The organism is Micromonospora maris AB-18-032 (assembly GCF_000204155.1).
In the GTDB taxonomy this organism is placed as follows: domain Bacteria; phylum Actinomycetota; class Actinomycetes; order Mycobacteriales; family Micromonosporaceae; genus Micromonospora; species Micromonospora gifhornensis.
The window spans coordinates 2645935-2660721 of record NC_015434.1; the positions used below are offsets into that span (position 1 = coordinate 2645935).

The 14787-nt window shown below is 70.2% G+C and carries 16 protein-coding genes and 1 pseudogene; 13 read left to right on the forward strand and 4 right to left on the reverse strand.

What is annotated here, in order from left to right:
• Positions 1-117 precede the first annotated feature (117 nt).
• Positions 118-408, reverse strand: coding sequence for a hypothetical protein (locus tag VAB18032_RS11940; RefSeq protein ID WP_013733088.1), 291 nt, complete (start codon positions 406-408; stop codon positions 118-120).
• 378 nt (positions 409-786) lie between these two features.
• Here VAB18032_RS11940 and VAB18032_RS30675 point away from each other — a divergent pair.
• Both VAB18032_RS30675 and VAB18032_RS11950 read left to right on the forward strand, forming a co-directional pair.
• Positions 787-1073 (forward strand): annotated as a pseudogene (locus VAB18032_RS30675) (GTP-binding protein); the annotation flags it as partial.
• A 103-nt stretch (positions 1074-1176) separates the two neighbouring features.
• Complete coding sequence (locus tag VAB18032_RS11950) at positions 1177-1617, forward strand: Fur family transcriptional regulator (protein ID WP_013733090.1); 441 nt, start codon at positions 1177-1179, stop codon at positions 1615-1617.
• Between the two features lie 66 nt (positions 1618-1683).
• Here the strand turns inward: VAB18032_RS11950 and VAB18032_RS11955 are convergent, their stop codons facing one another.
• The 3 genes from VAB18032_RS11955 to VAB18032_RS11965 form a co-directional block, all read right to left on the reverse strand.
• Positions 1684-2658 (reverse strand): ATP-binding protein, encoded by a 975-nt coding sequence (locus VAB18032_RS11955; protein ID WP_013733091.1) that lies wholly within the window; start codon positions 2656-2658, stop codon positions 1684-1686.
• A gap of 215 nt (positions 2659-2873) precedes the next feature.
• On the reverse strand, positions 2874-3134 hold the full coding sequence (locus VAB18032_RS11960) for a type B 50S ribosomal protein L31 (protein WP_013733092.1): 261 nt from the start codon (positions 3132-3134) through the stop codon (positions 2874-2876).
• Entirely contained in the window at positions 3131-4444 is a 1314-nt protein-coding gene (locus VAB18032_RS11965; protein ID WP_013733093.1) for a CobW family GTP-binding protein, read from the reverse strand. Before VAB18032_RS11965 ends, VAB18032_RS11960 begins: the two co-directional genes overlap by 4 nt.
• A gap of 45 nt (positions 4445-4489) precedes the next feature.
• Between VAB18032_RS11965 and VAB18032_RS11970 the strand changes: the two genes are divergently transcribed.
• The 11 genes from VAB18032_RS11970 (at position 4490) to VAB18032_RS12020 (ending at position 14502) form a co-directional block, all read left to right on the forward strand.
• Positions 4490-5008: a winged helix-turn-helix domain-containing protein gene (locus tag VAB18032_RS11970; RefSeq protein ID WP_013733094.1), complete on the forward strand. Its 519-nt coding sequence runs from the start codon at positions 4490-4492 to the stop codon at positions 5006-5008.
• A gap of 57 nt (positions 5009-5065) precedes the next feature.
• Positions 5066-5302 (forward strand): 50S ribosomal protein L28, encoded by a 237-nt coding sequence (gene rpmB, locus VAB18032_RS11975; protein ID WP_013733095.1) that lies wholly within the window; start codon positions 5066-5068, stop codon positions 5300-5302.
• Complete coding sequence (gene rpmG / locus VAB18032_RS11980; protein WP_013287204.1) at positions 5302-5469, forward strand: 50S ribosomal protein L33; 168 nt, start codon at positions 5302-5304, stop codon at positions 5467-5469. The genes rpmB and rpmG overlap by 1 nt, the downstream gene beginning before the upstream one ends.
• Positions 5469-5774 (forward strand): 30S ribosomal protein S14, encoded by a 306-nt coding sequence (rpsN, locus tag VAB18032_RS11985; protein WP_013733096.1) that lies wholly within the window; start codon positions 5469-5471, stop codon positions 5772-5774. Before rpmG ends, rpsN begins: the two co-directional genes overlap by 1 nt.
• Before the next feature lie 52 nt (positions 5775-5826).
• Positions 5827-7299 (forward strand): choice-of-anchor M domain-containing protein, encoded by a 1473-nt coding sequence (locus tag VAB18032_RS11990; RefSeq protein ID WP_193386300.1) that lies wholly within the window; start codon positions 5827-5829, stop codon positions 7297-7299.
• Positions 7300-7419: 120 nt separating this feature from the next.
• Positions 7420-8550 (forward strand): WxL protein peptidoglycan domain-containing protein, encoded by a 1131-nt coding sequence (locus VAB18032_RS11995; protein WP_013733098.1) that lies wholly within the window; start codon positions 7420-7422, stop codon positions 8548-8550.
• A 112-nt stretch (positions 8551-8662) separates the two neighbouring features.
• Positions 8663-10255 (forward strand): TIGR03773 family transporter-associated surface protein, encoded by a 1593-nt coding sequence (locus tag VAB18032_RS12000; protein ID WP_013733099.1) that lies wholly within the window; start codon positions 8663-8665, stop codon positions 10253-10255.
• Positions 10252-11835, forward strand: a complete 1584-nt coding sequence (locus VAB18032_RS12005) for an anchored repeat ABC transporter, substrate-binding protein (protein ID WP_013733100.1) — start codon at positions 10252-10254, stop codon at positions 11833-11835. The genes VAB18032_RS12000 and VAB18032_RS12005 overlap by 4 nt, the downstream gene beginning before the upstream one ends.
• An 11-nt stretch (positions 11836-11846) precedes the next feature.
• A complete protein-coding gene (locus VAB18032_RS12010) occupies positions 11847-12827 on the forward strand; it encodes a choice-of-anchor M domain-containing protein (RefSeq protein ID WP_013733101.1) in 981 nt (326 codons plus the stop codon).
• On the forward strand, positions 12824-13567 hold the full coding sequence (locus tag VAB18032_RS12015; RefSeq protein WP_043720500.1) for an anchored repeat-type ABC transporter ATP-binding subunit: 744 nt from the start codon (positions 12824-12826) through the stop codon (positions 13565-13567). The genes VAB18032_RS12010 and VAB18032_RS12015 overlap by 4 nt, the downstream gene beginning before the upstream one ends.
• Positions 13567-14502 (forward strand): anchored repeat-type ABC transporter permease subunit, encoded by a 936-nt coding sequence (locus VAB18032_RS12020; protein ID WP_013733103.1) that lies wholly within the window; start codon positions 13567-13569, stop codon positions 14500-14502. Before VAB18032_RS12015 ends, VAB18032_RS12020 begins: the two co-directional genes overlap by 1 nt.
• The last annotated feature ends 285 nt before the right edge of the window (positions 14503-14787 follow it).

The window sequence follows — 14787 nt, forward strand, 5'->3', positions numbered from 1 at the left end:
TGACCATGCCCCGGGACGACTTTCCTGCGATACCGGAACGAGGGTCTGCTCGTGAACGCGTCGACGGGCGGCGAAGCTACTCGGTGCACACCGATGGCCCGGACATCCGGGATCCGCTCACCGAAAGCAGGCGGAAGACAGCGCCGGCAGCCTCAGCCCGACTGATCTCCCGGGCCGCGTCCGCGCTGAAGAGCACCTCATCGGCCTGCCGCTGCACCCGTTCGCCGAGCGGACGAGGGAAATGTCGATCTCGTGGGCGGCGAGTTCCTCGACCACCTGTTGCGCGGAGAGGTCGGTCATCAGCGACGCCGTGAACAGACGCATGATCGCGAGGTAGACGCCGCGTTCAGGCACGGTCGGGAAGGTGAAGGCATCAAGGCGGCCAAGGTCATCCGCCGGCCCACCCATCCGGACAGGATAGGCGACGGTCAGTAGCCCACGACATGCCTGGCAGCACAGGAACCGGGATCCGTAGCAGGGCACGGGCTGATGCATTGAGGGGGAGACGCGTCGCCACGCTCCCGATCGACACGCAACCACGCATCAGCCTGCGGGGAGGTCCGGTTCAGAAACGGCGGCACCGGGGGATTGACCGTCGTCGTCGACAGCGACCATGACCAGGTGGGCGGTGGCTACATCGACCGGTGGTACGCCGCGGTCCCACCGGTCGGCGGTGACCTTTACGTGACCTCCATGGAGCTGCCTTCGGCCCCAGGTGATGCGGGCGTCGGCGTACACGACGTCGCCGACGCGGACCGCGCGAAGAACGGCGGTTTCCTCGATGACGGACGATGTGACCCGGTGGTGGTGTCGGGCCAGTGGCCGCAGGATCCCGACGAGCGGGTCGAGTTGGAGTCTCGCTGGCATCCGGTCTTCGGTGACCGGCAGCAGGAACTCGTGCTCATCGGCGTCGGCCTGGACGGCGACGGGCTGCGGAAGGCCTTGGTGGGCTGCCTGCTCACCGACACGGAGGTTGCCGCGGGGGAGGACGCGTGGCGGCTGCTCCCTGATCCGTTCCCCGGCTGGACCTCAGTGATCTGCACGACCACGAGCAGGCCGACCCGGTGTCCGCACCGCAGCGCTTGGTGGGGACCGCGGTCGGTGACGCAAGACGTGCGGCCACGCGACGCATAATGGTCCTGTCACCGGCGAACGGTGAGATCGAGGACGGCTGACATGTTGCGGCCGGCACTGGAGAAGGACGCGACCACGGTGACTCAGACCATGCCCAACGTGAGCCGCAACACCCGCCAGCGAGCTGAGGTGCTGGCACTGCTGCGCGAGGTCGAGGGGTTCCATTCGGCGCAGCACCTGCATCAAATGCTGCTGTCCCGCAAGGCGCGGGTCGGCCTCACCACCGTGTACCGCACGTTGCAGTTGCTGGTTGATGCCGGTGAGATCGACTCCACGCGGCTGCCCGGCGGCGAGCAGTTGTTCCGCCGGTGCAGCCAGAGCAGGCATCACCATCATCTGGTCTGCCGCGAGTGCGGACGCACGGTGGAGGTGGCCGGGCCTGCCGTCGAACGGTGGGCCGACAAGATGGCCGTCCAGCACGGCTTCACCGACGTTGACCACACCCTGGAGATCTTCGGCACTTGCGCGGAGTGCGCCCGCTGATCGCTGTCGGCCAGGCAGCAGTCGGTGGGCCCCTGCCGCGACCCGATCCGCGACCGCGCTGCCGGCTCAGCCGAGAGCCCGTACCGGAAGCCGTGCCGCGGGTCCCATGACGAAGTCGGGGTCGATCTGGGCGGTCAGGTCTGTTCCGGCGCGCTCGTTGGCCCAGGCGTGCGCATTGCGGCGGTGGAACTCGTGGGCGTGGCGGGTGAACTCCTCCCAGTCCTGGCCGGTGGCGTCGACGGCGTCGGCCAGTTGCGTCAGCACCGCGCGGTTGGCGGGCTCCAGGGCGTCCAGTGGGTCGACGATGCCACGTTCGGCGCGGCGCACGTACGCCGACCGGCTGACCCAGGTGAGCAGGTCCGCTCCGACGTGTTCGCGGAGGAAGTCCACGTCGGCGGTGTTTTCGATCTTGTTGCCGACTACCGCCAGGGCGACCCCGTAGTCGCGGGCGTAGCCGGCGTACTGGCGGTAGACGCCGACGCTGCGCACCGTGGGCTCGCATACCAGGACGGTGAGATCGAAGCGGGTGAACAGGCCGGAGGCGAAGGAGTCCGCGCCGGCGGTCATGTCCACCACCACATACTCGGCCGGGCCGTCGGCCATGTGGTTGAGCAGCAGTTCCACCGCGCCGACCTTGGAGTGGTAGCAGGCCACCCCCAGATCCTCCTCGCTGAACGCGCCGGTGACGGCCAGCCGCACCCCGCCCACCTCGCGGACGCAGCAGTCGTACACCGGGTTGCTTTCCGCGACGCGCAGCAGTCGGGAGCCGGCACCGGGTGGGGTGGTCTTGACCATCGCGGCCGCCGAGGTGATCCGGGGGTTGTCCCCACGCAGGTACTCCTTGATCTGCGGCAAGGCGTCACCGAGCGCCGGCAGTTGCGCTGCGGCCTCCTCACTCGCTCCCAGCGCCACTGCGAGATGCTGGTTGATGTCGGCGTCGATGGCCAGCACCGGCCGGTCCCCGGCGGCGAGGTGGCGAGCGAAGAGGGCCGCCAGCGTGGTCTTGCCGCTGCCGCCCTTGCCAACGAACGCGATCTTCATTCGGACTGCTCCATCGTGATGTAGGTGGAAACCATTTCCACTTGAGGCACTGTAGTGGCCCGTCCTGCCCAAGTCGTTCAACTTGCCGAGACTGCACCGTGGCTGTCGTTTCGGTGACCGGGTCTCGCTGGTCCGACACCGGTGGAACTGCGCTACCGCCGGTCCCGTCGGGCGGCGTCGACCAGGCGCCAGCTCGGCGACCTTTGTGTCGGTGCTCATCCGCCCTGGCGGCCGCGGCGGGCGTACTTGGCGCGGAACTTCTCGACCCGGCCGGCGGTGTCGAGCAGGCGCTGCTTGCCGGTCCAGAAGGGGTGGCTGGCTGAGGAGATCTGGACGTCGATAACGGGGTAGGTGTTGCCGTCGGTCCACTCGATGCTCTGGTCGCTGGTGGCCGTCGAGCGGGTGAGGAAGGCGAAGTCGGCACCCTTGTCGCGGTAGACGACGGGTCGGTACTCGGGGTGGATGGTGGGCTTCATGCGGGTTGCGCTCCTTCGGTGTCGGTGTCGGTGTCGGTGTCGGTGTCGGTCAATTCCTCCGCCCCGAGGGGGAAGCAGCCGGCGAACGGGTCGTGGTAGGTGCGCCAGGTCTCCTCGCCGTCGGCGAGTTCGGCATCGGTGAGCAGGCAGCCGGCGAGGGTGCGGTGCAGCTCGACAGGGTCGATGTCGAGGCCGATGAAGACCAGGTGCTGGTGCCGGTCGCCGTAGTAGGGGTCCCAGTCCAGGGCGGCGGCGAGGCGGCGCTGGTCGTCAACGTGTTCCCAGCGGTCCTCGGGCAGGCTCACCAGCCAGTGCCCGAGGGATCCCATGGACAGGCCGCCACCGGCGAACTCCCAGGCCACGACGGTGTCGGGTTGGCTGGCCAGCCACAGGTGGCCCCGGGAGCGGATGACCTCGGCGTTGACCTCTTCGAGGACGTCGTGCAGACGCTGCGGGTGGAACGGTCGGCGGGCACGGAAGACGGCGGAGACGACTCCGCAGTCGGGCTTCGGCTCGTGCACGCCGAGGGTGTAGCCCTGCAGGCCGCGGGCCAGCACCCCCGGGGTCTCCAGCCGGTACCGGTGAGTGTGGCGCAGCTGGCGGGTGAGCATGCCGGCATCGACGATGTCACTGTCGACACGGATGTGGGCGGCCCAGGGTGCCATCCGCTGGAGCAGGACCGCCATCCGTCCAGTGTCGAACTCTCCCTCGCGGGACTGTCCCCAGAGCACCAGGGTGTCGGCGTACTCGATCTGCCGGACCACGACGTCGGCGAGCGAGCGGTGGTCGTCGGCGGCGGCCTGGATGCCCAGCGTGATGAGGTCCTCGGTGCTGGTCAGGCCGTCGAGCAGATGTTCGGCGTCGAGGACGGTCACGTAGGAGTCGATGCGGAGATGGTCGGCGATCGGCGCGCCGTCGACGAGGCAATGGGCGCAGACGGCGGCGACCGCCTCCGGCTCCGCCACCTCGGGCAGCATCAGCACCAGGTCCCGGCCGGGGTGGCCGTGGGTGAGTCGGACGAGGGTGGGCAGCACGTCCTCGCGCAGGGTGCAGGAGACGCAGCCGTGTCGCAGCACGACCTGTTCGTCCTCGATGATGCCGGCGCCGGAGCGGACCACCCGCCGGACGACGCCGTCGCGGATCCCTGCGAGGTCGTGCCGCACCAGCAGCAGTGACTCATCGGCGGCGAGCAGCGCGCGAGCGACTGCGAAGGTCGCCGATGGCCAGAACCCGGACAGCACGGTCAGTGACGGGCGGGTATCGGCGTCTGCTGTCACGGCGCGGGTCGGGGCCTGTGGTGAAGACGGCATCGTGTTCCTCTCGACTTACTTGAAAACGATTGTCATTCTAGGCACATGCGAGTCGTCGACGTGAACAGGGATGTGCCGGTGGGTGAGGCGGAGGCGCGTCGGGTCGGCGAGGTCCTCACCGTCACGGTCCACCTGAGGATCGGCCCAGGTGCTCACGAGCACGTCGACCTCTTCGCCGCTCTGCTGGCGCTGCTGGGCGGGGATTGGCCCCCGGCGTCACCGTCGGCGCGCGACTCGGGTGCGCATCTGCGGGTCCATCCGCAGGCGCGGGCGGTCTACCGGGGCGGTGCCGAGATCGTGCTGACCCGTCGGGAGTACGACCTGCTGTGGTGCCTCGTCGCGAATCCCCGCCAGGTCTTCACCCGCGCGCAGTTGCTGGACCGGGTCTGGGGGCACCCCTACGCGAGCCCTCGGAGTGTGGACGTCCACGTCCGGCGGCTGCGCGCCAAGGTCGGTGCCGATCTGCCCGTGGTGACGACGCTGCGTGGCGTGGGCTATCGCCTGGGCGTCGACTGCTCCGTCGAGGTCGTCGACGACCCCGCGTCGAACTGGCCGATCGGCTGATGCGAGACTGAAAACCGTTTTCGTTATCGTTATGGAGTTGAGTGAGGAGTTATCACTGTGTCCAGACGTTGCGACGTCACCGGCGCGAAGCCGAGCTTCGGCAACGCCGTGTCCCACTCCCACCGGCGCACCCGCCGCCGCTGGAACCCCAACCTGCAGAACCACCGCTACTGGCTGCCGTCGGAGCGGCGGTGGGTCAGCCTCACCCTCACGGCCAAGGCACTGAAGACTGTGGACCGCAAGGGCATCGAGAAGGTCGTCGCCGAACTGCGCGCCCGGGGGGCGAAGGTCTGATGGCCCGCCAGACCGACGTCCGTCCGATCGTGCGGCTGCGCAGCACCGCCGGCACCGGCTACACGTACGTCACCCGCAAGAACCGCCGCAACGACCCCGACCGGCTCGTCCTGCGCAAGTACGACCCGGTCGTACGCCGCCACGTCGAGTTCCGCGAGGCCCGCTGATGGCCAAGAAGAGCCTGGTCAACCGCCAGCGGCACCGAGAGGAACTGGTGGCTCGCCACGCCGAGGCGCGAGCCGAGCTGAAGCGCCTGGTCGCCCACCCGGACACCGACCCGGACGCTCGCGCCGAAGCCGTCCGCCGGCTCAGTCGTCTGCCGCGCGACTCCAGTCCCGTGCGGCTGCGGTCGCGCGACCAGATCGACGGCCGCCCACGCGGGGTGCTGACCCGGTTCGGGCTGTCCCGAGTGCGGTTCCGCGAGCTGGCCCTGCGCGGCGAGATGCCCGGGGTACGCAAGGCGTCGCGGTGACGTCACCACATGTATCACCGCGCGCAGGCGTGCGCGGTGTGAAAGGGGAGGTATGAATACGACAGTGAGGGCTCGCGGTTTCGCGGCCCTGGTCGCCGGAGCAGTGGTGGTCGCCGGCACGATGCTGGCACCCACCGCTGCGTCGGCGGCGGAGAAGGTGGTGCTGTCCAAGGGGCACACCGACGCGGTCGACGTGCACTTCGAGGATGGTGCGCTGTCGTTGAAGGTCAACGACGACACGGTCAGCCCCGCAGTGACGCGGGACCCGGCGGACGTGACGTTCCAGGTTCTGCCGGAGGCGGCCATGGCCGTTCCGGACGATTCCCGTTTCGCCTTCCTCGGACCGGCCGGCAGCCGGATCTGGCTGCTGCCGATGACCCAGGACCCGCGTCTGCTCTGGCCGGGCTGGAACACCACGACCCTGAAGACGGGGGTGTTCGAGGGCAACAAGGTGCGGCTGAGCCTGGTCGACGTGCAGGGACCGGGCACCGTCACGCTGTTCACGCAGGACTCGTTCGGCGGTCCGATCATCAAGTTCCGTGATGACGACGGCCTGCCGGACACCATCGACGTCCCGGTGAAGACCCACGCCCACTCCAACTGGGCTTTCAGCGCGCTTGGCAGCTACACCCTGAAGTTCCAGGCCGACGCGACGCTGACCGACGGCACGACGGTCAGCACCGGGCCGGTCGACTACTCGTTCGTCGTGGGCGAACTGTCCGGCAGCGGCCCGCAGGTCAGCCTGTCGGTCAGCGGCATGGCCGACGAATACCAACCGAACGACACCGTCACGCTCACCGCAGTGCAGACGCCGCAGACGGAGCTGGACCACTACCACTGGTTCAGCAGGTGTCCGGGCACGGCGGACTGGGCCGTCATCGCGGGTGAGGCGGGGCCCAGCTACTCGTTCACCGCGACCCGGGAGCTGAACGCCTGCGAGTACCTGGCCAAGCTCTACGACGACGACCACACCGTCGCCGCGACCAGCGAACCGGTGACCCTCTGGGTGGCGTTCCCGCCGCAGGATCCCGGCAGATCGCAGACGATCACCGCGTCGATCGACGAGACGCAGGGCTCGCTGGTCATCAGCGTCAACCCGGACGACCGGGCCGTGGTGCTGCCGCCCGCGCAGCTCAGCCCCGGCGGCGACCGGTGGGAGAGCAATGGTGAGCTGCGACCGGTCACGGTGACCGACACCCGCGCCGGTCAGCCGGGATGGAGTGCCTCCGGGCAGATCCCGACCGACTTCACCGCTCCGGACGGTGCGACGTTCAGCGCCGGCTACCTGGGCTGGAGCCCCCGGGTGCTGGCACAGGGTGCCGGGCAGGGTGTGGTTGCCGGACCGGAGGTGGCACCGTATGTCGTCGGTAGCGGCGGCGGCCTCGGCACCAGCGCGGTGCTGGGTACGGCGCCCAGCGGCAACGGACGTGGCACCGCCCAGCTCAGCGCGGGGCTGCGGCTGAGCCTGCCCACGGAGACGGCCGCGGGAACCTACACCGCGACCCTCACCCTCACCGCGATCTGATCGCCCGAACCCGTCCGGTTACCCGGCGCTGAGCTGCGTCACCGGACGGCCGCGGGGTGGGCGGGGCGTTGCCGCGACCCGCCCACCCCATCCCTCACCCTGAACGGAACCGTCTCCACCATGCGCCTGCTCGCCACCATCGCCACCGGCGTCGTCCTGCTCGGCGCGTCACCGGCACCGCCCGCGCCGACACCTGGCGCATCGTCGGCGCCGTCCGCCGTGACCTGGGGGGTGGCGCCGTCGAGCGCGAAGGGCCCGAACGGCCGGCCGACGTTCGCCTACAAGCTCGACCCGGGCGCCACCCTGACCGACTACGTCGCGGTCACCAACCACTCGCCGCGCCCGCTCACCCTGAACCTCTACGCCAGCGACGCGTTCACCACCGCACAGGGCGGCTTCGACCTCCTGGCCGGCGGCCAGCAACCCACTGACGTCGGCGCCTGGGTCCGGCTCACCCAAGGCCGCGTGACCATCCCGTCGATGTCCCGCCTGAACGTTCCGTTCACCCTCACCGTGCCGGACAACGCCACGCCGGGCGACCACGCCGGGGGAATCGTCGCCTCACTCGCCGCCACGACGGCGGACGCCCAGGGCAACCAGGTCGCCGTCGACCACCGCGTCGGCGCGCGGATCTACCTGCGGGTGACCGGTGAGCTGCAACCGGCGCTGACCGTCGAGGAGCTTCGGGTACAGCACAGCGGCTCGCTCAACCCCCTCGGCGGTGGCACGCTCACCGCCACCTTCACCGTCCGGAACACCGGCAACGTCCGGCTTACGGGGCGGCCCACGCTCGGCGTGGCCGGACCGTTCGGTCTCGGCCGGCGATCCATCGACGCGGCGGACCTGCCGGAGATCTTGCCCGGCGGTGGGCTGACCACCACCGTACGCATGACGGGTGTCCCGCCGCTGTTCCGGCTGACCGCAAGCGGCGCTGTCACGCCCGCCGCCGTGGGCGACCAGGTCCTCGACCCTCCGCCGGCGGTCGCCACGGCGCGAACCTCGATCTGGGCGGTGCCCTGGCCGCAGCTGGTCCTGCTGGCCCTGCTCGCCCTTGTCGGCTTCGCAGTGATCGCCGCGCGCCGACGGCGGGCGCGGCAGATCGCCCGGGTGGTGGCCGCCGCCCGGGAGCAGGGCCGCATCGAAGCCAGCCGGGACGCCGACCGGGTCTCCGGCGACCGGGACACCGCCGTCCCCGACGCGATCGGTACGGGTGGCCCGGACGTCGACCACCCGGGGAAGGACGCGCCCTGACACGGTCAAGCCCTACCTGCCTTCAGACCACGCCGGGTGGCGGCAACGCCACCGGCCACACCGTCGCGATGCGGCACGACGACCCATCACCACGTCGCCTGGGGAGCAAGCAATGACGATGAGAAGCCTGCGTGCCGGTGTCGCCGGCCTCGCCCTGACCGTGCTGGCCCTGACCACCGGGACGACGCCGGCGGCCGCGGAACCGGCCGGGATCACCACTGACGGCGCGGACCTGGTGTCCCTGGCACTCCACGGTGACTCGATGTCGCTGCGCATCCGCGACGCCGCGCAGGTGGCACACGATGTGCCCGGGCATGACCCGGCCGAGGTGATACTCGGTCCGGACGGTGGCCTCGCTGGCCGGGTACCGCCCGGGAAGGCCTTCGCGTTCCTCGGGCCGACGGGACACCCCGTGTGGTCACTGTCCGCCGGCGACACCGGATTCCCGGCCCTGGACACCACCGGCGTACGCCCGGGCGTCGTCGTCGACGACACGGTCGCCCTAACCCTGCGCTCGGTCGAGGGGCCCGGTGAATTCGCCGCTTACACCCTGGCTGGTATCGGCGAGGCGAGCCCGCTGTTCGGCAGCCGTCCCGGCGTGACGCGGACGGCGCACCTGCCGGTGGGGATGCGTACCGGCGGTGTGGTCTGGGTCTTTGACGCGGCCGGCGACTACCGGTTCACCCTGACCGGCTCGTCCACCCTGCGCTCGGGCCGTAAGGTCAGCGCCGACGCGACGTACCGGGTGCATGTGCCGACGATCAGTCCCGCCGAACAGGCGCCGCTGCCGGCCGTACGCCAGCCGGTGCCGCCCGAGGGGCAGTCAGCACCGCGGCCACTGGCCGCACCCGCCGCCGCGCCGAAGCCGGAAGCCACACCGAAGCCTGCCGTAGCGCCGCCCGTGAAGGCGGCGACGACCGCGGCCGGTGCCCGGCAGGTCATCGCCGACGGGCACGTCGACATGGGCCCGCAGCTGTCCGCGGACACCTGGACGATCCGGATCAAGGACGACCGGAGCAGCCCGCCCGTCTGGCGGGAGACCGCCGACGTGGTCCTGCAGGTCAAGGACAACGCGAAGATCACCGTTCCGGCGGGGGCGGAGTTCCTCGGCAAGCAAGGCGACACCGTGTGGCTGCTGCCGCAGTCCCAGCAGGCCGGCATCGTCTGGCCCGGCTGGAACACCCAGCACCAGTCCGTCGTGTCCGGCGTCAAGGGAACCGTCACCTGGGCGCTCAAGGGTGTCAACGGGCCGGGCCGGTTCGCACTCTTCCTGACCGGCTCGTTCGGCAAGGCCGACGTGCTCTTCGATTCCGCCAAGCCGTTCCCGCAGCAGCTGAGCGTCCCGCTGAACACCCACGCGCACGGCAACTGGGCGTTCACCGAGCCCGGTCTGTACCGCCTCGCGGTGCAGATGAGCGGCACCACCACCGCGGGCAAGGCGGTCACCGACACGAAGACGCTCACCATCGCCGTCGGCGACCGCACCGACCCGACCAGCGGCTTCGGACCAGACAGTGGCTCCGGAGGCGGCGGAGACAACGACGGGAAGGAACAGGGTGCTGGCAGTCTGCCGCGTACCGGCACCGGCTGGGTCCTGTCGGCCGCCGCGGCAGGCGTGGTCCTCGTCGCGGTCGGGACCGTGCTGATGCTGCTCACTCGTCGTCGCCGCGCCGGCCTCGCCGACACCGCAAGGGCAAATCCGTGAGCCCGCTGGTCGCGCCAGGGCTGCGGCGGGCGATCCTGCCGCTGCTGATCGTAGGGCTGGTCGCGGGCTGCCGGTCGGAGGTGGCGTTGAGCGCGAACGACGAGCGCCTGCAGGTCATCACGACCACCGGAATCCTGCGGGACCTGGTGAGCAATGTCGGCGGTGACCGGGTAGCGGTCAGCTCATTGGTGCCCGACGGCGCCGATCCGCACAGTTACGAGCCGTCGCTGCGCGACATCCGCGATGTCGTCTACGCCGACGTCGCGTTCAGCAACTACCTGCTGCTGGAGGAGCAGGCCATCATCAAGGCGTTGGATGCCAACCTGCGCGACGGCGTACCGAACGTCTCGCTGGCCGAGGGAGCGGTGAAGTACGCCGCGGAGATCATCCCGCTGGTCGAGGACGTGTCGCTGGACACCATCTGGCTGGGCATGCGGGTACGCGGCACCGGTGCGGCGCACGGGGCGAACCGCGCCTCCGACGTGTTGCTCAGCGCCACCTCGGCCGACGGCCCGGGTGTGGTGGTCGCCTACCTGACCGAGTCGTTCGGCAACCCGTCGTTCTACGTCGACTCCTCCGACGGGTTCGATCCCGGCAACGGCTTCCGCGACGACACCGCCACCCTGCCACCCGACGCGCATACGCACATGAGCTGGGCGTTCACCAGACCAGGCGTCTACCGGCTGACCATGCGGGCGCAGCTGGCCGTCGATGCGCAGTCACCCCCGGTCCCGATGGGCGAGCAGACGTTCACGTTCGCCGTCGGGGTGGATCCGCACACGGTGCCCGGCATGACCGGCGTGGCGGTCCTGAACTCCGGGCACGCCGACCTCACCGTCGACCTCGACCAGCGGCGGCTCTACCTGTTCGCCGACCCCGAGGGCAGCGGCGAGGCCAACCAGCGGGTCTACGACCCGGCCCGCACCGTCATCGAGGTGCCGGGCAAGGCGCTACTCGAGGTGCCCGGTGACCGCAGGTTCCGGTTCCTCGGCCGGCCCGGCACCCAGGTGTACCAGCTTCCGCAGGCGGTCCTCGGCAAACACGTGCACGGCGAGATCGACCCCCACCTGTGGCAGAACGTCCGCAACGCCATCTCCTACACCGAACTCATCCGCGACACCCTGATCGGAGCCGACCCGCGTGGTGCGGGGGTCTACCGGTCGAACGCCTCGGCCTACGTCCGAGAACTGGAGCAGCTCGACAGCTATATCCGGGACACCATCGCCCGGATCCCGCCGTCGCGACGGCACCTGATCACCACGCATGACGCGTTCGGCTATCTGGGACAGGCGTACGGCATCCAGATCTCCGGCTTCGTCACCCCGAACCCGGCCACCGAGCCGAGCCTGGCCGATCGTCGCCGGTTGGTCGAGACGATCCGCAACCTGAAGATCCCCGCCGTGTTCCTGGAACCCGGACTGGCCGCCCGGTCCACCACCCTGACCGAGGTAGCCCGCGAGCAGGGCCTGCGGATCTGCTCGATCTACGGCGACACCCTCGACCGCGACATCACCAGCTATCTGCAGATGATGCGGTTCAACGCCGAATCACTGCACGACTGCCTGACCGGAGACAACTGATGGAAAAGCCAGTGACGGCACGACAGCCGCGAGGCAGCATCCGCACGACGATCACCATCGCGCGCTGCGCGCTGGCCACGGCGCTCCTGGTGGCCACGACGCAGACCCCGGTGCGGGCCGAGCAGCCGACACCGGACCTCAACCAGTCGCTCGCCGCCGACCAGCCCCTGGCCACCGGACGGGCGGAACTCTCCGCCGGGCACGTCGACATCGGCCCTCGATACGTCGGCGACCAGTGGACGCTGTTGATTCACGACGGCACGCAGGCACAGCCGGTGTGGCGCAACCCCGACGAGACCGTGCTGCGGGTCACCGACGCCGCGCTGCAGACCGTTCCGGACGACCCGGCTTACGCCTTCCTCGGCGTCGACGCCGGCACGAAGGTGTACGTGGTGCCGCAGGTGCAGAGCCCCGACGTCGTGTGGCTGGGCTGGAACACCCAGGACCCCCGGGTGATGCAGAGCATCGACCGGGGTGTCACCCTGACCGTGCGCGGCGTACGCGGACCGGGCAGTCTCACGACGTATCTGCAGTCGGGCAACTTCGCCCCGCCCCAGCCGCTGTGGCGCTCCACCGAGCCGAAGGCACAGCCCTTCTGGGCCGAGGTCAACACCCACACCCACGCCAACTGGGTCTTCACCGCCCCCGGCGTCTACCTGATCGCGGTGCAGGTCTCCGCCGACCTGATCGGCGGCGAGACGGTGACAGCGACCCGCACGTTGCGTTTCGCTGTGGGAGACGCCGCCAGCGCCGACGAGGCATACGCCGCCACGGCGGACACCCTCGTGCCGGCGGGGCAGGCATCGGCCGCCGGTGAACGGGCCGAGGCCGGCGAGCCGGCCGATGATTCCCAGCGGCTGCTGCTCGCCGCGTTGCTGGCGATGGCAGCCCTGCTCGCCAGCGGCCTGGTGCTTCTGCTGGTACGCGGACGAAGAGCGAAGCGGCAGGTAGAGCGAGAACGCGCGACCTTGTCGTCCGGGGGTGACCGTTGAGAGCGCTGGAGGTTGACCAGCTGGACGTGGACCTCGGCGGTCGGCCGGTTCTGCGGGACATACGCCTGCACCTGGACCGGGGTGAGCTGGTCGGGCTGCTCGGACCCAACGGCGCCGGGAAGACCACCCTGCTGCGCGCCATCCTGGCACTGACCCGCATCCGCGCGGGCCGGGTGCTGGTGGAGGGCAAGCCGTCGCGGCCTGGCCGGTCCGACATCGGCTACGTGCCCCAGCGCCACGAGTTCACCTGGGACTTCCCTATCTCGGTCGAGCAAGCCGTGATGAGTGGCCGGACCGGCCGCATGGGTCTGCTCCGCCGGCCCGGCGTCGCCGACTGGCGGGCCGTCGGCGACGCCCTGGACCGGGTCCAGCTCACTGAGCTGCGCCGCCGGCCGGTCGGAGAGCTGTCCGGCGGGCAACGCCAACGTGTCCTGGTCGCCCGGGCCCTCGCTCTCGCGCCGCGCATCCTGCTGCTCGACGAGCCGTTCACCGGACTGGACATGCCCACCCAGGAACTGCTGGGCCAGTTGTTCACCAGCCTGGCCAGCGAGGAGCACGCGGTGCTGATGACCACCCACGACCTCGTCGCCGCAGTGGACACCTGTACCCGACTGGTCCTGCTCAACGGCCGGATCATCGCCGACGGACACCCGGCGGATCTGCAGGACGCCGAGCTGTGGACGAAAACCTTCGGCGTGAGCGAAACCTCCCCGCTGCTGAAACTCGTGAGGGCGGCCTGATGTCGATCACCGACTTCCTCACCGACCTGCTCAACCCGGATCTCGCGTTTTTGCCCAAGGCGCTGGCGATCGCGGTGATGTCCAGCATCGTCTGCGGCGTGGTCGGCTGCTACGTCGTCCTGCGGGGCATGGCGTTCATCGGAGACGCCGTGGCCCACGCGGTCTTCCCGGGCATCGCGGTCGCCTTCGTCCTGCAGGGCAGCCTGGTCCTCGGTGGCGCCGTCGCCGGCGTCGCCACCGCCCTGCTGATCGCGATCTTCGCGCAGAACCGGCGCGTCAAGGAGGACTCGATCATCGGCGTCTTCCTGGTCGGCGCGTTCGCCCTCGGCATCGTGATCATCTCGCAGGCCCCCGGATACGCCGGGTCGCTGCAACAGTTCCTGTTCGGTTCGATCACCGGCATCCCCGACCGGGACCTCTACGTCGTCGGCGGCGCCAGCCTGGTCATCCTCGGCCTGGCGCTCGCCCTGCACAAGGAATTCGTCGCCGTCTGCCTGGACCGGGAGATGTCGCGCGCCATGGGGCTTGCGGTCTTCTGGCTCGACATCGTGCTCTACGTCCTGGTCACCCTGGCCGTGGTGATCTCCCTGCAGACCATCGGCAACATCCTCGTGCTGGCCCTGCTGATCACCCCCGCCGCGGCGGCCCGCCTGCTCACCGACCGGCTCGGCGTGATGATGCTGCTCGCCCCGGTGATCGGCGGCGCGTCGGCGACCGTCGGGCTGTACCTGTCCTGGAGCTACGACACCCCCGTCGGCGGCACCATCGTCCTGATCGCCACCGCCGTCTTCCTCGCCGCCTGGCTGATCGCGCCCCGCCACGGCCTGTTGACCAAACGGTGGCGGCGTTCGAGGCACGAATCCACAGATGACACACGACGCGCGCCGCTGTCCGACCTGGCTCGCCCGCAGGCCCCGTCACCGGCGGCGCGGTAGACGACGCCGATGCGGTGATCGGCGGCCCGAGCACCGCACGTGACACGAACTCGGTTGTCATCTCGACGATTTGCTCAGGAGCGTGTACCTCCAGGCGGACCAGGGGAGACGTGGCGGCCTCGGTGGCGAGGCCGCCACGTCGTACGGGCGCTGCCCCCGATGCTGCGGCGGCTCCAGCGAACGCCATCACCGCGACGGACGCCCGATTGCCGGACGCTGCACGGGTCGGACACCTGACGCAGCCTGCACCGCGACATGTCGGCGCGAACGTCACGCCGGCGCGGC